The following is a 22,731-nucleotide window of genomic DNA, read 5'->3' as shown; positions in this document are numbered from 1 at the left end:
GGAAGGAAAATGCTGGATTCGAGCATGGAAGTAACGGACAGCGGCGCGCACGAGCTTCCAACGTCAGAAAAGACGAGCGGCGCACGCGCTCCGCGCGGCAGACGGACTTATATCTTTGTGCCATACGAGGAAATCAAGCGAGCGAGCGAGCTTGGTGCGGACTTTGATCGCACATTGAAACTCTGGTACGTCCCGCGAGGCGTGGATCTCGCTGCATTCGACGCGTGGCGCGAGCCGCTGCGCCCGTTGTCTGATGCGGATATCGAGGCAGACCTTGAGCGTGCGCTCGAGGACATGGGCCTCGTGCTCGTTGAGCCGGTCAAAATGGATGGCTCGTGGCAGGACACCAGGGTGTCAACAAGCAAGAGCATCAAGGCTCTCAAAGGTGCGTATAAGGCGACGTTGGTCGATGGCAAGGCGAACGGCTACATCAAGAACTTCGACACGGGCGAAGATCGTGCATGGCGGCCGCATGGCATCACGATGAACTCCGAGGAGCGCGAGCGAATCCGTAAAGCGCTGGAACATAACCAGCGCTATTCATTACAACGATCAAGCTCACATGTGCGGCCGACGCCGGATTCAATTGCCGGGGCTGATCGGGACGATGCAGCAGTTGAGGCGCGCGTACAGCGGCAACAGGCCTTGGCGGACAGTCGCCGGCAGCAGGAAGAGCAAACCGCCGCCCAATACGCTCGCGTTGCGGCCGTGTGCGAAAAAAAATGGCAGTCCCTGTCGCCGGCACTCTCACATGCCTATCTGGATCGGAAGCAGGTGGAGTCGTTCGGGCTGCGGCTCGACGGCGACAAGTTAGTCACACCTATTCGCGACGCTGACGGGAGGGTGTGGAGCCTGCAATATGTGGACCCGAGGGGCAACAAGCTCTACGAGAAGGGTGGTCAGAAAGCAGGGCATTTTCACGTGCTTGGCGACATCAATGCCGGCAAGACGATTCTCTTCGGGGAGGGTTACGCGACATGTGCGTCGCTGCATATGGCGACGCGCCTTCCCGTGGTTGAGGTCTTCGACGGCGGAAACATCGGGCCAGTTATGGATGCGCTGGCGCCGCGTCTCGCCGGACGTGATTTGATCGTTTGTGGAGACGACGATGTCCTGACGCAGGATCGAATCGTACGGACCGTCAGCAAGGTTATCACGTCCGACTTCGCTGTCGAGAGGCTGAAACTCCCGCAAATCGATGAGGATGAAATCGAAGTCGATGGCGTGCGAAGGAACCTCCGGGGCAATCCCGACTGCACGATCGAGCTGCGCTACGAACTCAGTCCCGAAGGCGTTCAGCGTGTCGTCGGCGAGATTCGCAACGAAGCGACCGACAAGCATGTTACGGTGAAGATCGTGAATGGCGGCCGGGAAAAGGCTTTGGCGGCGGCCGCGTCGCACAACGCCAAGGCGACCTTCCCCGCGTTTCAATCGCTCGAGGGCGGTCCTACCGATTTCAATGATCTGCATGAGCGGGAGGGGCTCAGTACAGTCCGGCGGCAGATCGGCATGGCCATGTTGGCGCGCGCCGTAGCAATGCCCGAACGGACCCCGCAGGAAGTCGCTAAAGCTGCAATCGGTGATGGCGCGGTGGTGAGTGCTGCGCGCGATAATGGGCGCTACGTAGGTCCCGTGGTCGGCAACACGTCCTCGCACGCCGTACAGAATGTGGGGCGGCAAACCGCCGTAGCGCACGATCTTAGTCGGCTGGACAAAGTGCCCTCAGTGGGGAAGGCTGCTCAAATCGTCTACAGCAACGGTCGAGGCCAGGTAGAGACGGCGGAGAAAGACAAGAGCATGAGCCGCGAGAGATACTACGGCTAGTTGGCACCCCGATTTTGAGGTAGGATTATGCTATATCTAAATCACTATCGGGTGTGCTATGCGCGTGGCGGGGCAGCGAAATCAATCGGTTCGCTTCAGCGGCCAGATCATCTTCCTCTTTTGCCTTGGCGTAATACTATCGCTGTGGTGCGCGACGCAGTATTTCGCCGCGGCCGTTCAATATCAGGATGGCCTCGGCGACGCCGCTTTCCACTTCGGAAGCAGAGTCAAAATCTACCAGCCCTTCTCGTGTATCGAGTGGGCGTCCGAATGGGTCGGTGCGAAGGGGTTGCTGGGCACGTACGTGTCCAGGATGCTCTACATCATTTGCGCCGGGATCGTCGCAAGCACCGTCGCCGGATTCGTGCTCTATTACCGACGAAGCCTGAAAAGCGAATCGCACGACGAGCTTCATGGCTCAGCCAGGTGGGCGACGGAGCGTGATGTGCAGAAGATGGGGCTTATCTCATACGAACGTTGGGAAGGGCCGGTGTGGCGTCGCCGGCTCAAGCGATTTAAAGCCGCGGGACTCTATGTCGGACTGTTCGACTCGTCGGCCGGCCGGCAGGTAATGCGTTACAGCGATCCCGCACATGCGCTTTGCGAGGCACCAAGTCGAAGCGGTAAGGGCGTTGGCCCAGTCATTACTACGCTGCTGTCGTACCCAGAGAGTACGGCGACGAATGACATCAAGGGGGAGAATTTCGAGCTGACGAGCGGCTTCCGGCATACCGCCGGCACGCTTGTTATTCGGTTCGACCCGACAGCGCTTGATCAGAAAAGTATCGACGGCAGGAGCCGCTATAACGTAGCAGCATGCTGGAACGCGTTGGACGAGCTCCGAGCGTTTAGCGAATACGATGTCATGGACGCGCAGAACCTCGCACAGGCGATCGCGGACCCGGACGGCGAGGGCATGGACGATCACTGGGTCAGCACGTCCTACGAGTTTCTCACCGGGCTAATTCTTCACGTCAAATACTATGAGCGTGATAAGTCGCTGACTGGCGTGTCAACGTACATGGCTGATCCGAGCTTTGAAGACCCCGAACAGATGTTCCTTCGAATGTTGCAGGCGGAGCACGACCCGGACGGCAGCATGGGATGGCTGGACTCAGGCGGAAATCCAACGAAGACTCATCCGCAGGTTGCGATTTCCGCACGCGCAATGCTCAACAAGGAAGAGAAGGAGCGTAATAGCGTTCTTTCGACGGCAAAGACAAAGCTGAGCCTGTACACGGAGCCGATCGTGGCCAGGAATACAGCGAGGTCCGACTTCAGCGTCACGGACCTGATGAATCATGCGAAACCCGTTAGCTTCTACCTGATCGTGCCGCCGTCCGACAAGGAACGGCTGCGCCCGCTCATCCGGTTGTTCATCACATTCCTGTTGCGCCGACTCACCGCAAACATGGCGTTCGAGGATGGCAAGAGCGTAAAGGACTATCTCCATCGCTTGCTTCTTCAAATTGATGAACTGCCGTCATTGCGTAAGCTCGAGCAGTTGCAGGACGGGCTAGGGTATCTCGCCGGTTACGGCATCACGGCCTTCCTGTTCGTGCAAGATGGGATCCAACTGAAGGAGGTCTATGGGGATAACGAGACGATATCGGCCGGGTGCCAGTTGCGTATTGCGTACGCGCCAAACACGTTGCAGTCGGCCGACGACATCTCACGGCGGACGGGTGTAACCACAGTAAAGCGACAGAACGTGTCCTACTCGGGCAACCGCTTAAGCGCGATGCTCGGACAGATGAGCATTTCAGAAGAGCACGTGGAGCGCAATCTTCTCACGCAGGACGAAGTGATGAGGCTTCCGCGAGACGAGATTCTCGTCTTCAATACGGGGCATCCGCCAATTCGGGGCAAGAAGCTGAAGTACTACGAAATGCCTGAATTTCAGAAGCGGGCAAAGATCTCCCCTCCGAGCCGCGTCGCTATGACGTATGCCGGCGAGCGCGGGAAGGTGGTCGGTGAATGGTTCATGGTTCATTGTGAACGGCCGCAAAAAGGCAACGACCTTGTCGTAACGATCAACGTCTATCGCGAGTTTCCGCCGGTGAGAATCGTCGTCAAGCAGGAGCACGTCGAGCGGGAGGTAGTGCAGGAATTCGATTTTGCATTGTTCGATAGCCGCGGCGAAATCGTCGATCGGCCGCTGACGACGGACGATCTTAAGTTCGTTGCGCGGCCTGTCGGCAATATCGGGGACTTCGACGTGAACGAAGCATTCGAAGTTCATTTCGTAGTCAAGGATCCGTCGCCATTCAGGCATTTTTCCCAGACGGGCTTCTACAGAGATATCTCCGTCCACGAGCGCGCAGCTCGGCGAAAGACTCGCGACTATTTCCATGAACTGGAGGAAAAGGAGGGCGAAAAAATCGAGCCGACAATCGAGCGCGTGGTGCCGGATCGGCGCTACTCGGGACGCGTGTTGCTCGATACGAGCCATTACGTGATCCTACAAAAATTGCAGGACCGTGCGCAGGTATCCGTGCATCGCAAATCGAAGCTCGATAGGGTAGTGAAGATCGGGGAGGAAGTTGCGATCAAATATACGGGCAAGCAGGGGGCCGTTAGCTGATGGCGAGCGCAAATTTGGGCGATGTGCGCGCGGCAACGTCTCATGTGAAAGTGAAGGTGTTACCGGGTCGGGAACCCGTGGAGATGACGCGCGACGCAGCGTTACACCTTTTCAAGCTCTTGCAACGGTACAACTGGTGCCTCGAATCGCTGGAAAGCTATCAGACGCGTTGGACAACATTCTGGCCGCGGATCTCCGCGATGGAAAGGCTATTGCTCGTGCTGCTCGTTTCCGCGAACTGCGACGGGCAGTTCGGCCGGCGAGTCGTGGCGATCGAGTCGCCTGTCGATTTTGAGCGATTTGAAGGGGATGCGCGGCCGTGGGGTTTGAGCGACATGATCGGTAGTGAGTTGTCGCGAGTGCTCGCGCAACATTACGACCAGTTCAGCGATCGAGCGCAGATACAAGACTGGCTAAGGATCGAATGTCCGAAAGAATTTGCACTTCTTGTGGCCGTCGGAGGCGTGGACCGGGCGCTTCCGGATACGGGAGGTTGGTTGGAGCCGTCCGTCCTGCGGCACGAGGGGACGGCGGCCTTCCGCGGATGCGGCTGGGATGAGAAAGGTGCGAATGCGATCGCCGCAAGGCTCGAGCGAGCACTGATGTCATTTTATAAAAGCAAGGAGGTGAAGCGATGCTGATCCGACTGATGTGCGCTGTGGTTGGCGTGCTTCTGACGTTGGAAGCTGCCCATGCGCAGGATCTCACAACGCTAATGGCGCAATGTGCTCCAGGCGTACACCCGACTACGTTGAGCGCGATCGTGCGTACCGAGTCCCGCGGTCATATGTACGTGCTCGCGGACAGCGGTCCTCGCAATTTGCCGTGGTCGCTTCGGAAGTCGATGGTGCGGAGCTTCTACCCGAGCACAGCGCAAGAGGCTGCGGATATTGCGAAGTCGCTGATTAATGACGGGCATCTGGTCGATATCGGGTTGACGCAGGTCAGTAGTCAGAACCTGTCGCGCCTTGGCCTCACTGTTGAGCAGGTGCTCGATCCGTGCGTGAATTTGAAAGCGGGCGGGCAGATTCTGACTGACTTCTATCTCAACGCTTTGAGGCAATACAAGGATCAGCAAACCGCGTTGCTCGCGGCGATATCCGCCTATAACACGGGAAATTTCGACTCCGGCTTCTCGAATGGGTACGTTCAGCGCGTTGTGACAAATGCCGGCGCGACAGTGCCGGAATTGAGAACGACAGCATTGCGCACGGTCTCGGCTAGTCCTGCAGGATCGGTGCGTCGATCGGCGCGCGCGTACGGTGAGTCGCGGCGCTCCAGCGGGCTGTTGCAGGCGAAATTTTCGGAGTTGGACGTTGAATTTCATTGAGAGACGGGGAGGTAATACGGCTACTTTCGATCAACGGCCGTCTACGCTGCTTGCAGCGTTGCGACGTGTAGGTAAGCGGTTGCCGGTCATGCACGACGTCGAGGGGTTTTTCCAACCTAATGCGGGCAACATGTACCGCGATCGCGTCTTCGGTGTGCTGGAGACGCACGATGCGCGAGTGAACATCGCCTTCGACGCAGCGCGCGTCACGCTGCCCCGTGAGGCCGGGGTTTTGCGAGTTAGTGGCAAGGTCTGGTTGGGTGAGAAAACGAGCATGGTGACGCTTTTGGTCACGCAATACCGAATGGTTGAAGCTCACGCCGACAAAAGCTGCCCCGTAACGGAGCCGCAAGGATGACGAGGCGCCGCCGGTCCCGGCACGTGCGGCTTTTGCCGTGGGGCGCTTCGTGGTGGATTGGTCCGATGCTCGGGCTGGCGGTCCTCGTGGCTTGGATCGCCTTGCATCATGCTGCGGTCTCTGAACACCGGGCTCGATGGGACGCACTTGCGTTGCTGTTCGCGTCGCGCTGGTCCTTGCGGTTCGCACTAGTGCTGGCCGCGGTCGGTTGTCTGTCCGGCCTGGTCGCTGCGTGGCGAGCTGACTTGCGCGGCCAGCTGCTGGACTCGCAGCGAAACCTCAATAGTCTGAAGGAGTTGAGCTGGAGAGAATTTGAGCGGCTCGTCGGTGAGGCTTACAGGAGACTCGGATATGTCGTGAATGTCGTTGGCCAAGGAGGAGCCGATGGCGGTGTAGATCTCGTGTTGATACGGCCGCGCGAGAAAATCCTCGTGCAATGCAAGCAGTGGCGCGCGAATAGCGTAGGCGCGAGCGTTGTACGGGAAATGGCCGGTCTGATGCTTCATCATCAGGCGTCGGGCGTGAAAATCGTGTGCGTGGGGAAATTCACACGTGACGCGCGGGCCTTCGCTGACGGGAAGGACATCGAGTTGGTCAGCGGCGACAACTTGCTGGAACTTGTAGGATCGGTGCAGCGTGGATCTGGTGCGATTTCGAGATTAGGAAGCAGCGCACCGTTATGTCCGGACTGCGGGCACCCAATGTGCCGACGGTATTCGCGGAGACACGGAAGCGCTCTTTGGGGGTGCTCTGCCTATCCAGAATGCAATGGTACTCGTGCGTATGATGAGGAAACTGAGGGATCTGACGGATGGCGGTAGACCGAAAGCTACAGCAAGGGCTGAAGCGTCTTGCGATCGCGGCAGTGTTTCCCTGGTTGACGTTCTTGACGATTCGGCGCCCTGCAGCGAGCGTAGCTTGTTTGCTGCTCCAGTTGAGCATCGTGGGATGGTTGCCCGCGACCCTTTGGGCATTCCATGCGCTTCAGCGTTACAGAAAATGCTCTACGGCGAAATGATGCCGAATCAAATTTCAGAGTGATATAAAAATAGCTTGATATCATTCTGCTGCGGCGCTAGCATTAGCAGGCCATCTCCGCGTTGCCTGATTCGAAAAGCATGAGAGCGGTACCACCTTTATTTTTGGAGCTTGATTTACCTATGACTAAGAATTACCGAGAGCTACTGGCCGAGCGCGCTGCGCTCGATAAGCAGATCGCAACGGCCCGCTCGCAAGAACGGGAAGGAGCGCTGACGACCATCCGGCAACTGATGGCTGATTTTGCGATCAAGGTCGGGGAGTTGGCCGGCAAGCGTGAGAAGAAGTCGCGCGCGCCTGTCGAAGCGAAGTATCGCGATCCGGCATCTGGCAAGATGTGGAGCGGCCGAGGCAAGCCTCCTGCCTGGATTGCCGGCAAAGATCGCGGCGCCTATTTGATCGTTCAGGAGTAGGAGAACCTAAGTTCTAGGTTCGCACCAGCTATCGCCAACGTTGGCTGGTATCTTGAATCACCGCTCACACATCGATGGTGGGTAATATCGGTGGTCGAGATAGCGTGGGCGGATTGGATAATCGCTCATGACGCAGCAATGGTCGACTAACCGGCTTTCGCGGTAAGTAGCGTGCGAGGAGGCATTCTGGTGAGCAAACAAGGAGAATCGTGGCGACCGGAACCCAAAGCGCTCGCGCGATATAACGGTCGATACAGTACGACCTTGCGCAGGGGATACGTGGTCCGCGTTCTTGGTCCGGCGCCCGGAAGCCGGATGGTCGTCGAGGGCGTCGGGAAGAATGGTGAGACCGTGAAGTTTGCCGTGAAGGTGGAGAATCTGAAGCCGATCACGGATTCTCTCTTTGACGGGGAGGATTTCTGACGTCAGAAGAGGTTTGCCGACTATAGTCGGATGAGTGGTTAATCATTTATTTATATCATTCAGTGTGAAGCGCGTTGCATAGCCCAAGGGCTTTGCGCGCGGCTCGATAAGGAAGCGATCCAGACGTGTTGGAGCACGCCTGGATCACGAGCACACTGGATTGGGCCAGTGAGCCACGCCGAAGCCTCCTGCCGTTAGGCAGCGAGAGCCTAGCAAATTTCACGTTACGTTGAAAGGCTCGCGATGAAGCGAAACAACCAACAGGCCCAACTTGCGTTCGATTTCAGTTTCAATGAGACCGTTGCGGCGATCGATCGAATCAACGAAGATGCCGCTGCGAACCCAGTGGATGAACAGACAGGAGCAAAAGATGTTGACCGGAGAAATGAAGCCGCTGGACGTGGCAAAACGGGTCCTTTCCACGGAGACGATCTCTTCAGTTCGGTCGGAGCCGTTCCACCTGCGCGCGTGGAAGATTCTCGACCGCTGGGCGCTCAACTCACCGGCGAAGCTCAAGGCGCTGGAGACGGAGGGAGAGGTGGTGTTGCTGGGTCGGCTGCTGGACCAGCAGGTGATCGAGCACACGATCTTGCTGGAAGCGGCGGAGCAGTTGCAGCAAGGGGTGACGGAGCACGAAATCCTGAGGTTGAATGGAGTGCAGACCGAGTTGCTGTAACGCCGGCCAGCGATTACACGATCACGCTCGCCGACCGGCTAGGCCAGGGCGGAGCAAAAACGAAGTACCGCGATAACGTTGCAGCGCTTCGCGTGCTAAAGGATCTGGAGGCGGATGGCCGGCCGGCGACGCGCGAGGATCAGGCTGTGCTCGTGCGGTACGTCGGCTGGGGCGGCATTCCGCAGGCGTTTGATCATCGGAACACGGAATGGCGGGCGGAGTATCAGGAGTTGGCCGAACTGCTGCCCAAGGACGAATACGAGGCCGCGCGCCGATCGACGCAAGACGCGCACTACACGGCCCAGCCCGTCATCGAAGGGATGTACCAGGCGCTCGATCGCTTCGGCTACACCGGTGGCCGCACGCTCGAACCTGCGGTTGGCAGCGGCAATTTCGTCGGGTTGATGCCCGAGGCGTTGCGCGAACGCTCGCATGTCACCGCCGTCGAGCTTGATCCGGTGACGGCGCGCATTGCCAAACATCTGTATCCGTCAGCGTCGGTCATCAACAAGGGCTTTCAGGAAGTCACCATTCCGGGCGGGTATTTCGATCTGGCGATCGGCAACCCGCCATTCGGAAGCCAGTCCGTCTACGACGCACACCACCGCGATATCTCGTCGTTTTCGATCCACAATTATTTCATCTCGAAGTCGCTGGACAAGGTTCGTGACGGCGGGCTCGTGGCCGTCGTGGTGTCGAACTACTTCATGGACGCGCGAGACAGCACCGCACGCTCACATGTTGCCGACCGGGCGCACCTGGTCGGCGCAATCCGTCTGCCGAACACGGCGTTCAAGAAGAACGCGCTGACGGAAGTCACGACGGATATCGTTTTCCTGCAAAGGGCGCGTGCTGGCGAGACGCCCGAGCGAAGCTGGGTTGATGTCGGGGAGATTGTCGATGCACTCGGCGGGCCGGACATGCCGCTGAACACGTATTTCATCGACCGACCGCACATGATGCTCGGCTCGATGCAGCGCGCCGGCACGCAATACGCCGAGGGCACACCAGCCCTAATCGCGCCCGAGGGACAGGACCTCGTGGCCGAACTCGCCGCTGCGATTCAGCAATTGCCGGAAGGCATCTACATTGGCCGCACCACCGAGCGCGCAATCGCCGCCGTTGCCGCCGAGCCGATCGACGTGCCCGAGACCGTGAAAATCGGCGCGTATTTTGTGACAGAAGCCGACCGTGTCGCGCAGCGTCTCGATGACCTTCTGGACGGTCGGCAGGCCCGCCTGGTCGAAGGCAAGAGCGAGAAGGCGCTCGAGCGGATTAAAGGGTTGGTCGAGATTCGCGTCGCGCTGCGTGAGCTGATGCGCGCGGAGCGCGACGACGACATGGACGATGCGACGCTCGAAGCGATGCGTGTGCGGCTCAATCGTGCGTACGACGGCTTCGTAAAGCGCAATGGCTATATCAGCGCGCTCGTGAACAAGCAGGCGATGGGCGAAGACCCGGATTTCCCCCTTCTTCAATCACTCGAACGCGATTACGACAAGGGCATCTCAAAGGATCTCGCGCGCAAGCATGGCGTCGAGGCACGCGAGCCGAGCGCGCGGAAAGCGGCGATCTTCACGCGGCGAGTGATGAACCCGCGCCGCGAAATTACCAGCGTCAGCAGCGCAAAAGACGCGCTAGTGGTATCGATGAACGAAACGGGCGGCGTCGACCTCGATCTGATGGTGCGCCTGAGCGGCCGTGACGAGGACGTGATTGTCCGCGAGCTTCAGGGCCTTATTTTTCAGAACCCCGAGGGGCAACGGTGGGAAACCGCCGATCGCTACCTGACGGGGAACGTAAAGGAAAAGCTGAAGATCGCGCAGGCCGCGGCGCTTGACGATCCACGTTACGGCGGTAACGTCGAGGCGTTACGACTCGTGCAGCCGCAGGACATCGAGCCTGTCGATATTTCGATTCAGCTTGGATCGACATGGGTGCCGGATCGGGTGGTCGATGACTTTGTCACGCACATCTTCGGCGGTGTGCATCGCAGTGTGTCATATCAGCCTACGCTCGGGAAATGGGTGGCGAAGGTTGGACTGGGGGACCAGACGACGATGCGCGTCACGTGGGGCACGGAGGATATGCCCGCGAACAAGATTCTTGAGGCGATTCTGTCGAACAAGGCGATCGTAGTCGAGGATATCGTCGGCTACGATGAAAACCGCAACCCGATCCGCAAGACAAACGAGGCGAAGACCGCCGCTGCGAGCCAGAAGGCCGACGAAATTCGCCAAGCGTTCCTCGATTGGGTATGGGAAGACAAATCACGCCGTGACATACTGGCCACGCTCTACAATGAGCGTTTCAATACGAACGTCGCGCCGCGATACGACGGCTCCCACCTGACGTTGCCGGGCGCATCGAACGCGGTCGAGCTCCGGCCGAGCCAGAAGAATGCAATCTGGCGTGGCATTCAGGATGGCACCGAGCTATACGACCACGTGGTCGGCGCCGGCAAGACGTTCGCGTGCATCGCGACCGCAATGGAAAGCAAGCGCATGGGGCTGACGAAGAAGGCCATGTTCGTCGTGCCGAACCATTTGCTGCTCCAGTGGAAAGACGACATCTACAAGCTGTACCCGGACGCGAACGTGCTGATCGCGGAGAAGAGCGATTTCCAGAGGGAAAATCGCGAGCGGCTCTTCGCCCGGATCGCGACGGGGGATTGGGACGCGGTTATCGTCGGGCATTCGAGCTTCAAGAAAATCGGCATGCCGCCGCAGGAACTTGACCGGATTCTGAACGAGCAGATCGATGACCTGACCGACGCAATCATCCAGATCAAGTCGGAGAAGGGCGACCGCCTGACGATCAAGCAGATGGAGAAAGCGCGCGATCGCATGGAAGCGAAGCTGAAGCGCGCAGCTGAAACAGGCGCCAAGGATCGTGTCGTGACGTTCGACGAACTGGGCGTCGACGCGCTGTTCGTGGACGAGGCTGATGAGTTCAAAAACCTGTTCATTACGACCTCTCTGTCAGGCGTCGCGGGCCTCGGCAACCTGCAGGGCTCAGACAAGGCGTTCGACCTATTCGTCAAGGCGCGCTACCTCCAGTCGGAACACGGCGGGCGCGGCGTGTACTTCGCAACCGGCACTCCGGTCGCGAACACTATCGCCGAAATCTATACGATGCAGCGGTACATGCAGTACGACGAGCTGAAGTCGCGCGGCATCCATCACTTCGACGCGTGGGCCAGCACGTTCGGCCAGGTTGTGACAGGCTGGGAGCTGGACGCGACGGGGGTGAACTATCGACTCAATTCACGCTTCGCGAAGTTCCAAAACGTGCCGGAGCTGCAGGCACTGTATCGATCGTTCGCGGACGTCGTGACGCGCGAGGATCTTGAACGTCAGGCGGCCGAACGCGGCACGCGATTCCCGGTCCCGAAGATCAAGGGCGGCAAGCCGCAGATCGTCGTAGTCGATCGCTCGCCGTTGCAGGCGCGTTACATGGGCGAGCAGATGCCCGTGCTGGACAGCGAAGGTAACGAGATTCGGCGCGAAGACGGCGGGGTCATCACCGATTGGACACCGGGATCGATTATTCACCGCATGGAGAATCTGCCGCGCGATCCCAGCAAGGACAATCCGCTGAAGATCACGAACGATGCGCGTAAGGCAGGGCTGGATTTTCGCTTGATCGATCCTGATGCGCCAGACTTCGAGGGTAGTAAAACCAATGTGGCTGTTGATGAAATGGTCCGCATCTATAACGCATGGTCGCACAAGCGCGGCACGCAGCTTGTGTTCTGCGACCTGTCGACGCCGAAGGGTCCCCCGAAGCCAGTTACTGTCGGCGCGGTTGTGCAGGATGCGGAGAACGACGGCCAGGGCGAAGACGGGCCGGACGAAGAGCAGGAAGTGTCGATGGATGAGCTGCTGACGAGTCGTGGCAGCGGCAAGTTCTCCGTATATGACGATATTAGGGAGAAGCTGATTGCGCGCGGCATCCCTGCCGAAGAAATCCGCTTCATTCACGAAGCGAAGACAGACCTGCAGCGCGCGAAGCTGTTTGAGCAAGTTCGCCGCGGCGACGTGCGTTTTCTACTGGGGTCGACGTCGAAGATGGGTGCCGGCACGAACGTTCAGGCGCTGCTCGTGGCCGAGCACAATCTCGATGCGCCGTGGCGTCCGCGCGATCTGGAGCAGCGCGAGGGGCGCATCGTTCGCCAGGGTAACCTGCTGTACGCAGAAGACCCGGACGGATTCGAGATTGAGCTTTTGCGCTACGCCACGAAGCAAACCTACGATGCCCGCATGTGGCAGACAATCGAATACAAGGCGCGGGCGATCGAGCAGTTCCGCAAGGGCGATGGCCTATCGCGCGTGATTGAGGACGTTGCCGGCGAAGCGGCGAACGCGGCCGAGATGAAAGCAGCGGCGACCGGGAATCCGCTGATTTTCCTGCAGGTGCAGTTGTCGGCGGATTTAAAAAAGATGGAAGCGCTGCATGCGAACTATAAGCGTAACCGGCACTCGCTCGAAAATCGCGTGGAGTGGCTAGCGCTGGCCGATGATCGTGCAGAGCGCGTGCTGACCGACTTTCGGAAGGATGTCGTGCTTCGCGACACTAATACGTCCGACGAATGGAAGATGAAGGTCGGCGCCAATGTGTTCGACGCCGACTCGAAGGAGCACCTGATGGAGTCGATACTGTCCGGCATGCAGCGCGCGATTGAGGGGCGCGCGAAGCACCTGGGCGACAAAGCGCAGGTTGTGCATATCGGCGAGTACCGTGGTTTCAAGGTCACGGCAACCGCCGATGCACGTCACGTCCAGTTTGCGTTGAAAGGCTCGCGCGTGTACGTACCAGGTAATCTGGTCTATTCGCGAGACGACAAGTTCAGCGTCACCGGATTCATTCAGCGCATGGACAATGCGCTGAACGGCATTGAGAGTGATATCGCTTATACGATCGAAAACAACGAAGCTGAGCATGTCGAGCTGGAGAAGGTGCGGCAGGAACTGACGAAGCCGTTTGTGCAATTGGTGGAACTCGAGCTGCTGCGCAAGAACAATGCGGACGTTATGACCGAGTTGCGGAAGATGCAGGACGACCCGGCCTACGTGTCGACGTGGGAGCCTGCGACGCTCGAATCTATGGGTGGGCGTGATGGCGATCTGTTCTCAGCTGTTGACCCGGACATGGCGGAGCGCGCTGCGCGCGAACAGGCATATGCGACCGAGGTTCGAGAGTCGATCGACAAGGCGGCGCAGGACTATCTGCGTGGTGCGCATGAGCCTCTGCGCACGGCCGATATCTTCAATCGCGGCCACGAAGCGCTGTTCGAATGGGAGGGTGGGCGCGATGTGCATGCGGGCTTGATCGAGCGCATCAAATCCGACGCGGACCTCGCGGCGGCCGTGGCGACGGCACCTGGTAAACGGTTCGCGAGCGAGGAAATGCTGGACGCCGCCGAGTCGGTGTTGCAGTTCAAGGCGCTGGCGATGTCCAAGGTGACCGAGCTGGGACTCATGCCGGAGTTCGCGCAGCGCGATGGCGGTGCGTATGCCGGACGCATAGTTGGTCAGACGGACCACTACCTCGTGCAGGACGCTGGCGTCGGCAAAGGCATCCTTCATCATCGTGGCGACATGGTGATGACGGCGCCAGTAAAGGTCGGCGACTATGTGAGGCTGAGCTATCGAGCAGGGCACGCGGTCGTTCGTGGCCACGAAAGCGCCGCGGGCATCGAGCGCTAACTTCTCTGGCCGGTACGGGCGCGCGTGCTGGTTCCACGCGCGCCTACTTTTTCACCTAGCATCGCGATTCGGCCGCGGCGCAATCCGCAAACTGTTTCCGAACAGTGTCCGCGACAGCAAACACACGTACAAGAAAAAGTGCGCGGAACCTGCATCCATGTGTCGAGCCGACGGACTTGATGGCGCACCTGTGCCAACTGGTGACGCCTCCTGGTGGTCTGGTGCTCGATCCATTCATGGGCTCCGGTTCAACCGGAAAGGGCATTACGGGGTTTCGACCGAGACGTAGACCCGCGGCGAATGAGGCGTCCATCAGGCCCGTCGCTGCACTGCCAGCAGCGAGATTCGATCAAGATGCGCAGGATCGCGCCATGACGAAGATTACTGCGATGGGTGAAGCGTTCTATGCGATGCCAGAAAGCGAATACGGCGACTGGCTCGATGCCCTGCCGCAGGACGAGTTCTTCGAGTTCATGGCCGTGATGATCGAGTTGGACGACCGGACACGGCAGACTTGCGGCCCGGTCGGCGTAACGACGAACAGCGATGACAGAACGTGGCCGAATCTCTAATATGATATCTTTATATTACGATTGCAGCGCACACACTTTGAATGAAGGAATCGGTCCATGACCACGTACAAGATCGGCGACAAGTCTTACGGCGCGGACGATACGCGATTGAACGATGCCCTGGCCGCCGTATACGGCTCGCCCAACCGGCCGCTCTGCATGTGCAAATCCGGTGGCGTCGAAATGTACATTGCAAAGCTCGGCAAGCACTACGTCATCAAGCGAATGCCTCATACCGGCTCTGCGCACGCGACATCCTGCGACTCGTACGAGCCGCCCGCTGAGCTATCTGGGCTCGGTGAAGTTATGGGCGGGGCAATCCAGACCAATCTCGAAGATGGTGTTACCACGCTGAAGTTCGACTTCGCGCTCACGAAAAACGGAGCACGCGCGGCACCGGTTCAGGGCGGTGCCGAACACGACTCCGTGAAAACCGACGGCAAGAAGCTGACGTTGCGAGGCACACTGCATTTTCTCTACGACGAAGCCGGCTTAACCCGTTGGTCGCCTGCAATGGCAGGCAAGCGCAGTTGGTGGGTAGTACGTAAGTATCTGATGCAGGCGGCCTCCGACAAGATGGCGAAGGGTAGTTCTCTATCGGACATGCTCTACATTCCGGAGTCGTTTTCGCTCGAGAAAAAAGACGAGATCACGCGGCGGCGCCTCACTGTCTTCAACGCGCTCGCGAAATCGGAAGGCGCAACGCGGCGACTCATGCTGCTTGTCGGCGAAGTGAAGGAACTTGGCGACGCGCGGTTTGGCAAAAAACTCGTCGTTAAGCACTTGGCCGACGCTCATTTCATGATGAACGATGACGTGTACAAGCGAATGCTGAAACGCTTCGAACATGAGTTGGCGCTTTGGAGCGGCAACGAAAACTCGCATCTTCTCGTAGTGGCAACGTTCAGCGTGAGTGGTGCAGGCGTCGCGTCCATTGAGGAGGCCTCGCTCATGCTAGTGAACGAAAACTGGATTCCGTTCGAGAGTATCGACGAACGAATGCTGGTGGACAACCTGACAAACCAGAAACGTCGATTCGTGAAGGGGCTGCGTTACAACCTGCCGTCGACCAATCCGCTGGCAAGCGTCGTGTTGTCCGACACAGCTGAGCCGGTGGCGATGTACGTCCTTCCGTACGGAGCGAGCGACCAATACCGGAAGGAGCTGCGGGAGCTTCAAGAAGGCAGCAACCTCAAGTCGTGGCAATGGGATACGGGCGCAGACATGCCCGATGTGCCGGCACCGTCGAGCAGCCAACAGTAACCCTCCGCGGGACGTAGCTCGGCCTAGTTCAACTGAGTTTCACGAAACCGCATCCGTTTTCACTTCGGCTCGGCCCTCGGATTTTGCCGAAGTGCTTTGACCGACCGCCTCGTGCGGTCGGCTTTTTTCCGGAGGCATCATGTTCGACAACAATCGCAAAGCGGGCCTGACCTGCCCAGAGTGCAGTAGGCCGTTGATCCAGCCCACCCGGCGCGGCAAGTCTGCACAGCCGCTTTGGTGCGGCAAGTGCGAGCGCGGGTTCGACTGGTGTGTGCTTGACGCGCGGCTCCGGCATCAACTTTCCATCGACTAACATGGCCCCGTGCTGAATGCGCCGCAAGATTGGTGCTCAATGCGGGAGCCACGGTTCAACGTTCACGTTGTCAGGATAACTAACATACGAGAGTCTGATGAATAACGGAGCCCCAAAGCTAGATCTGTCGTTCCATCCGAACGATTTCGCCGCAATGGTGCAGGCGTCCCGATTGGCAAAGATCGAGCCATCGGAATTCTGTAAATTGGCGATTCATGTCGCCGCACGGCAGACGATCGCCGGGGCGGGGCCGCTTGGTTCATACGACGGGGGAACGAACTCCGTCGGCGACGGTTTGCAGTTTGCAGCGCCTCCCGTAGGGCAGGATGCAGGTTCCTAGAAAAGCGGCGACGGCCAAAAAATTCAGCAAAACTCCCGTGACGTCGTCGGCAGCGCACCAAGCAACTCGGTCCTGTCGACGAGTTTGCTCGCGATCAGGTGCCGCACTTTCCCTTCCGCCTGCCACACACCGTACACGGCGAGCAATGCGGCGCCGAGCGCTTCCTTCCGAAACTTCTCCAGCAGTCCGGGCCAGAGAATCACGTTCACCTGGCCCGTCTCGTCCTCAAGCGTCATGAATAGGACACCGTTCGCCGTGCCCGGCCGTTGGCGTACCGTGACCAGTCCGCACGCGCGCGCGAGCTGCCCGCTGCGCAGCGTTGCGAGCTGCTCGGCCGACTGCAGTCGATCGAGCGCCAGGCGCTCGCGTAACAGCGCGAGCGGATGCCGCCCGAGCGTGAAGCCCATCGCGCGATAGTCCGTCACGATCTCGTGGCCCTCCGATGCTTGAGGCAGCGCCGGCACCGTGTCGTCGCGTTCGGTGCCGCGCAGCAGATCTCGATCAGGCACTGCAGCGGCCGCGAGCCATAGCGCCGCGCGTCGGCCGCCGGTGAGTGAGCAAAGGGCGTTGGCACGCGCGAGAACCTGCAGGTCGTGCCGATCGAGCCGCGCGCGGCGCGCGAGGTCCGCGACGTCGACGAAGGGCCGCGCTGCACGTGCGAGCTCGATACGGCCGGCGACATCCTCGCGCATGCCGCGCAACAGCGAGAAGCCGAGGCGCACGGGCGCCGACGTCGCCGGCCCTTCGAGCGCTGAATCCCATGTGCTAACGTTGACATCGACGGGTAGCACTTCAACGCCGCGGCGCCGCGCGTCCTGCAGCAGCTGCGACGGCGTGTAGAAGCCCATCGGCTGGCTGTTGAGCAGGGCGGCCAGGAACACGGCTGGTTCGTGCCGACGCAGCCAGGCGCTCGAGTAGACGAGCAGCGCGAAGCTGGCCGCATGGCTTTCCGGGAAGCCGTATTCGCCGAAGCCCTTGATCTGCGCGAAGATGGATTCGGCGAACTCGCGGTCGTAGCCGCGCTCGAGCATGCCGCTCACCAGACGTTCGTGGTACGGCTCCAAGCCGCCCTTGCGTTTCCAGGCGGCCATTGCGCGGCGCAGCTGGTCGGCCTCGCCGGCGGAGAAGCCGGCCGCCAGCATCGCGACCTGCATCACCTGCTCCTGAAAGATCGGCACGCCGAGCGTGCGCGCGAGTGCCTTCTCCATGCCTTCCGACGGAAACGTGACGGGCTCCAGCCCTTGGCGCCGGCGCAGAAACGGATGCACCATTCCGCCTTGCACCGGGCCCGGCCGCACGATTGCGACTTCGATCACCAGGTCGTAGAAGCACTGCGGCCGCAGGCGCGGCAGCATCGACATCTGCGCGCGCGATTCCACCTGGAACACGCCCATGCTGTCGCCGTCGCACAGCATGTCGTAGGTCGCCTTGTCCTCGGCAGGAATGTCCTGCAGCTCGAATGTCTCGCCGCGCTTTTCCGAGATCATGTCGAGCGCGCGGCGGACCATCGACAGCATGCCGAGCGCCAGGACGTCGATCTTCAGGATGCCGAGCGCCTCGATGTCGTCCTTGTCCCACTGGATGATCGAGCGATCCTCCATCGCGGCGTTTTCGACCGGTACGAGCCGCGTGAGCTTGCCGCGGCTGATCACGAAGCCGCCCGAGTGCTGCGACAGGTGACGTGGATAGCCGAGCAGCTGCGCGGCAAATGCGGCCCACTGCTGATTCAGCGGCGCGTCGGGGTCGAGGCCAGCCTCGGAAAACCGCTGCAGCAGATCCGCGCGCGAATCGAACCAGTGGTGCTGCTTCGCGACGCGATCGACGATCGCCGGGTCCACGCCGAGCGCCTTGCCGGCTTCCCGTAACGCGCTGCGCGGCCGGTACGTCGTGACGGCGGCCGTCAGCGCTGCGCGATCGCGACCGTACTTGCGGTAGATGTACTGCATGACCTCTTCGCGACGCTGATGCTCGAAATCGACGTCGATATCCGGCGGCTCGTTGCGCTCCTTGCTGATGAACCGTTCGAACAGCATCGATTGCCGCGACGGGTCGACCTCGGTCACGCCGAGGCAGTAGCAAACGGACGAGTTCGCAGCCGAGCCGCGTCCCTGGCACAAGATGCCTTGCTCGCGCGCGAACTGCACGATGTCGTAGACGGTCAGGAAATACGCCTCGTATTTTAGGTCGGCGATCAGCTGCAGCTCGTGTTCGATCTGCGCCTGGACGTCGATCGGGATGCCGGCCGGAAACCGCCGGCGCGCGCCGATGTAGGTCTGCTCGCGCAGGTACGTCGCCGGATCGGTGCCGGCCGGTACCAGTTCATCCGGATACTCGTACTTCAGGTCGTCGAGCGAAAACGTGCAGCGCCGCGCGACGCGTACGGTTTCCTCGAGCGCGCCGGCGGGATAGAGGTTGGCGAGCCGCAGACGCGATCGCAGGTGACGCTCCGCGTTCGGCGCGAGCTCGTACCCGCACTCCGATACCGGCCGGCCGACCCGGATCCCCGTCAGCACGTCCTGCAGCGGTTTGCGCGATCGCACGTGCATGAGGGGCCAGCTCGTGGCCACCACCGGCACGCCGTGGCGCGCGGCGACGCGCTCGACCACGCCGCGGTGGATGTCGTCCATCGCGCGTGCGTGCAGCGTCAGCGCGACCCATGCGCGATCGCCGAACACTCGCGCAAACCATTCGACCTGCGCGTCAAGGCGTTGCTCGTTTGCTGGGAAGTCGGGCGACAGGATCGCGATGCAGTCGGGCAGGCCGCGCAGGTGCGTGTACGGCGCTTCCGGGTGTTCAAGATCGAGTGGCGCGAGCCGGTACGTGCCTTTCTTGCCGCGCATGCGACCGAGCGAAATGAATTCGCAGAGGTTGCCGTAACCGTCGCGATTCATCGCCAGCGCAGTGAAGGCGAGCGCGGGCGCGCCGTCGGCAGCCGTCAGCCGGAAGTGCGAGCCGATGATCAGCGCCATGTTCGCTGCCTTCGCCTCGACGTGCGCGCGCACGACGCCGGCGAGCGAGCACTCGTCGGTGATCGCGATCGCGCTGTAGCCGAGCTGCGCCGCGCGCGCGACGTATTCCTCCGCGCGCGACGCGCCATGCAGGAACGAAAAATCGGAGGCGACCTGAAGTTCCGCGTAGGCGGGCAGGGCGCCGAAACTGCCGGCGTCCATGACGGGTCACCCGAACAAGCCGTGGAGGAAGAAGCGCGCTTCGCTCTCGTCGCTGGCCGTCGGCCGCTCCTTGTAGATCCAGTAGCAGATGCCGTTGTCGTCCTCGGCGACGAAGTAGTCGCGCGTCACGGTCTGCCCATCCTGCCAGCCACCTTCAATGCGCTCACCAGGCGACACAATGCGCAGCGGCGTGCCGTAGAACGGGCGATGCTCGCGTGTGAGCAGGGGCACAGGCTTGGCAAGCAGCCAGGCAGGACGCGGCAGGTCCGACGGCAGCGGCGACGGCTTCGGCGCGTCGCGCATCGGCACCCATCGGGCGGCCGGCTCGGGACGGTAGTCGGCCATGGGAGCCGCGACGAGTACGTTCTCGGAGCCGAGCCGCGCCGTCAGCAGTTCGAGTAGCCGTGCGTGATCCTGCGGCGTGCCACCCGGCTCGGGAAACAGCGAGTCGCTCGGCGCGGCCGCTTCCTGCACGCTGCGGGCGACCAGGCGCACGGCAATCACTGGCCCGGCGAGCTCGACGTGGCCGAGCCGCTCCTTGACGAGCCGCGTGAGGTGTTCCTCGAAGCGGGTAGGGGCGCCCAACGCGATTTCGATCTCGGTCGGCGCGATCGCGTCCCGCCCGCGCTCGTGCTCGAGCAGCAGTGCGAACGCGGCGACGTCCAACTGCTTAGCGGTGAGCCAGCCGGTCAGCTGCAGGATCAGCCGGCGCGCGACGAACAGCAGCGCCTCGGCGTGCTCGACGCGATCCATTAGCTCGACGCGCGTGTCGAACGACGGCGGCATCTCAAGCCAGTCGTAGGCGGCCGGCGCGGTGCCGGCGACCTGGTCGAGCCAGTCGAGCAGTTGCGTGCCGCATCGCTTCTTCAACCCAGCGCGCGGCAAGCGCTGCAGATCGGCGAGCGTTTCGCAGCCGAGATCTTCAAACCAGTTCGCATAGCGCCGCGCGTCCGGCGCCACGACGAGCGGCACGCGCGCGAGCGCGTGGCGCAGCGATCGCGCGGACAGCGCAAGGCCGCCGCGCAGCCCGCGCGCGACCATCCACGCGGCCGGCCCCGACGAAGCGACCGATATCGCCGCGGTGACTCCGAACGATGCGACGACGTCGCGCACGCGCTGGCGCAGCGCGCGGATGCCGTGAAAGAGGCGCAGGCTCGCCGTCACGTCGAGCACCACCACGGCTTCGTCGGCGTCGACGACGCTTGGTGTGAACTGCAGGAGCGCATAAGCAACCCCCAGCACGAGCTCGCGCTCGCGCGCGGCGTCGCGCTCGCGGATCTGCGCGTCTGGCGCGAGGGACAGCACGCCACCGCGGCGCATGCCGGCGACCACGCCGAGCGCACGCGCGGCGCGATCGAGCGCCACGACGCGGCCGCCCTCGAGCACGACGAGCCCGCGCGCATCGTCAGACGACGGCGCCGGCGATCGCGGCCGGAACACTTCGAGGTTGAGGTGCGGCAGATGCACGCCGATCCAAATGGTATGAACGCCTCCCACCCATCGTCCATCCGCCGTCGGTGGGGTGTCATAGGTGTCGGGATCCATGGCGCGTGAAATCAGCGATGATGATGTCCCCCGTGGCCCTTACAGGAGCTTCGCGATGAACCGCATACCAGTCGGCGTCGATATTGCGAAATCGGTTTTTCAGGTGCATCACCTGGACGAGAACACAGGCGCTACCGTGAACAAGGCGATAAAGCGTTCTGCTTTCCTCGACTACTTCGCGAATAGAAATCCGTGCCTGATCGGCATGGAGGCCTGTGGCGGAGCCCAGCACTGGGCGAGGCGCCTCATGGAAATGGGGCATGATGTTCGACTGATGCCCGGGCGCTTCGTGAAGGCATTCAATATCGGCAACAAAAACGACTCGGCCGATGCGCGCGCAATCTGGCTTGCAGTACAACAACCTGGAAAGGGCGTCGCGATTAAGACCGAAGGTCAGCAGGCGGTCCTTGCGATGCACCGGATGCGACAGCAACTGGTGAAGATGCGAACGATGCAGATCAATTCGCTCCGCGGGCTTTTGACCGAATACGGAGAAGTCATGAGCCGAAGTCGCAAGGGACTCGACAGCGCCATTCCAGATGTACTCGCACGCCTTGCAAACCGCCTTCCTACGATGTTGATCGAGACACTGCGGGAACAATGGAACAACCTGGTTAAGCTCGATGAGCAAATAGGTGTGATCGAGCGCAGGCTTCAGATGTGGATGCGCGCGGACCCGTCGAGCGGCAGGCTTGCCGAGATTCCAGGTGTCGGTGTGCTGACGGCAACGGCCGCGGTAGCGACGATTGGCGATCCCCGAGCATTCCGGTCTGGACGGGAATTCGCAGCGTATCTGGGGTTGGTTCCGCGGCAATCCGGCTCCGGAGGCAAGGTTCTTCTCCATGGCATCAGCAAACGTGGAGATTCTTATCTCAGGACGCTGCTGATCCACTGCGCGCGAAGCGTGCTCGTACACGCTAAGGACCCCGGGAAGTGGATCGATCAGCTCAGGATGCGCCGGCCACCGAACGTCGTCGTGGTTGCGATCGCAAACAAGATCGCCAGAGTGATTTGGGCTGTACTTGCCCACGGACGTCCGTACGAGCGGGACTTTCGCAGTGGTGGATTGCATGGGCACGTAGAGCCTTCAGCGGCATAAAGCTTTGCAGGGAGGAACGTCCCAAGGTTGCGCAGGCAATTGAACGTGATGACGCTACAGGTAGGACCGGGACTC

General features: G+C 60.8%; 17 protein-coding genes. 15 read left to right on the top strand and 2 right to left on the bottom strand.

Going from position 1 to position 22,731, the window contains the following annotated elements:
* The first annotated feature begins 9 nt into the window (after positions 1-9).
* The 14 genes from AK36_RS00330 to AK36_RS32355 all read left to right on the top strand — a co-directional run bounded on the left by AK36_RS00330 (position 10) and on the right by AK36_RS32355 (position 16,842).
* Positions 10-1,824, top strand: coding sequence for a KfrB domain-containing protein (locus tag AK36_RS00330; protein WP_144410600.1), 1,815 nt, complete (start codon positions 10-12; stop codon positions 1,822-1,824).
* A 58-nt stretch (positions 1,825-1,882) separates the two neighbouring features.
* The gene (locus tag AK36_RS00325) at positions 1,883-4,408 is read left to right on the top strand and encodes a type IV secretory system conjugative DNA transfer family protein (RefSeq protein ID WP_052691524.1); all 2,526 of its coding nucleotides are present in this window, start codon (positions 1,883-1,885) and stop codon (positions 4,406-4,408) included.
* Between the two features lie 83 nt (positions 4,409-4,491).
* Positions 4,492-5,049 (top strand): hypothetical protein, encoded by a 558-nt coding sequence (locus AK36_RS00320; protein WP_144410599.1) that lies wholly within the window; start codon positions 4,492-4,494, stop codon positions 5,047-5,049.
* The gene (locus AK36_RS00315; RefSeq protein ID WP_052691523.1) at positions 5,043-5,738 is read left to right on the top strand and encodes a lytic transglycosylase domain-containing protein; all 696 of its coding nucleotides are present in this window, start codon (positions 5,043-5,045) and stop codon (positions 5,736-5,738) included. The genes AK36_RS00320 and AK36_RS00315 overlap by 7 nt, the downstream gene beginning before the upstream one ends.
* An 88-nt stretch (positions 5,739-5,826) precedes the next feature.
* On the top strand, positions 5,827-6,096 hold the full coding sequence (locus AK36_RS00310; RefSeq protein ID WP_045577570.1) for a hypothetical protein: 270 nt from the start codon (positions 5,827-5,829) through the stop codon (positions 6,094-6,096).
* Entirely contained in the window at positions 6,093-6,917 is an 825-nt protein-coding gene (locus AK36_RS34685; protein WP_080938564.1) for a restriction endonuclease, read from the top strand. Before AK36_RS00310 ends, AK36_RS34685 begins: the two co-directional genes overlap by 4 nt.
* Positions 6,918-7,256: 339 nt before the next feature.
* A complete protein-coding gene (locus AK36_RS00300) occupies positions 7,257-7,547 on the top strand; it encodes an H-NS histone family protein (RefSeq protein ID WP_045577605.1) in 291 nt (96 codons plus the stop codon).
* Between the two features lie 189 nt (positions 7,548-7,736).
* Complete coding sequence (locus tag AK36_RS32360; protein ID WP_144410598.1) at positions 7,737-7,970, top strand: hypothetical protein; 234 nt, start codon at positions 7,737-7,739, stop codon at positions 7,968-7,970.
* A 370-nt stretch (positions 7,971-8,340) separates the two neighbouring features.
* Positions 8,341-8,646 (top strand): hypothetical protein, encoded by a 306-nt coding sequence (locus AK36_RS34130; protein ID WP_196481225.1) that lies wholly within the window; start codon positions 8,341-8,343, stop codon positions 8,644-8,646.
* 92 nt (positions 8,647-8,738) lie between these two features.
* Positions 8,739-14,354: a KfrB domain-containing protein gene (locus tag AK36_RS00295; RefSeq protein WP_196481226.1), complete on the top strand. Its 5,616-nt coding sequence runs from the start codon at positions 8,739-8,741 to the stop codon at positions 14,352-14,354.
* Positions 14,355-14,725: 371 nt separating this feature from the next.
* Positions 14,726-14,926: a hypothetical protein gene (locus tag AK36_RS33790; RefSeq protein ID WP_052691522.1), complete on the top strand. Its 201-nt coding sequence runs from the start codon at positions 14,726-14,728 to the stop codon at positions 14,924-14,926.
* Between the two features lie 57 nt (positions 14,927-14,983).
* Positions 14,984-16,189, top strand: a complete 1,206-nt coding sequence (locus AK36_RS00285; protein WP_045577567.1) for a DUF1173 domain-containing protein — start codon at positions 14,984-14,986, stop codon at positions 16,187-16,189.
* A gap of 139 nt (positions 16,190-16,328) precedes the next feature.
* A complete protein-coding gene (locus AK36_RS33630; RefSeq protein ID WP_155753951.1) occupies positions 16,329-16,502 on the top strand; it encodes a hypothetical protein in 174 nt (57 codons plus the stop codon).
* A 97-nt stretch (positions 16,503-16,599) separates the two neighbouring features.
* Positions 16,600-16,842, top strand: coding sequence for a hypothetical protein (locus AK36_RS32355; protein WP_144410597.1), 243 nt, complete (start codon positions 16,600-16,602; stop codon positions 16,840-16,842).
* A gap of 23 nt (positions 16,843-16,865) precedes the next feature.
* On the opposite strand, the gene AK36_RS00280 is transcribed toward AK36_RS32355, so the two are convergent.
* Both AK36_RS00280 and AK36_RS00275 read right to left on the bottom strand, forming a co-directional pair.
* Positions 16,866-20,012 (bottom strand): error-prone DNA polymerase, encoded by a 3,147-nt coding sequence (locus AK36_RS00280; RefSeq protein WP_045577566.1) that lies wholly within the window; start codon positions 20,010-20,012, stop codon positions 16,866-16,868.
* 6 nt (positions 20,013-20,018) lie between these two features.
* The gene (locus tag AK36_RS00275) at positions 20,019-21,398 is read right to left on the bottom strand and encodes a Y-family DNA polymerase (RefSeq protein ID WP_420897406.1); all 1,380 of its coding nucleotides are present in this window, start codon (positions 21,396-21,398) and stop codon (positions 20,019-20,021) included.
* A 214-nt stretch (positions 21,399-21,612) separates the two neighbouring features.
* Here AK36_RS00275 and AK36_RS00270 point away from each other — a divergent pair, with 214 nt between their 5' ends.
* Positions 21,613-22,656, top strand: coding sequence for an IS110 family RNA-guided transposase (locus tag AK36_RS00270; protein ID WP_045577564.1), 1,044 nt, complete (start codon positions 21,613-21,615; stop codon positions 22,654-22,656).
* Positions 22,657-22,731: the final 75 nt, after the last annotated feature.

The sequence above is a fragment of the Burkholderia vietnamiensis LMG 10929 genome (assembly GCF_000959445.1).
GTDB classification, from domain to species: Bacteria; Pseudomonadota; Gammaproteobacteria; order Burkholderiales; family Burkholderiaceae; genus Burkholderia; species Burkholderia vietnamiensis.
This window is presented reverse-complemented; position numbering and strand designations above follow the sequence as displayed.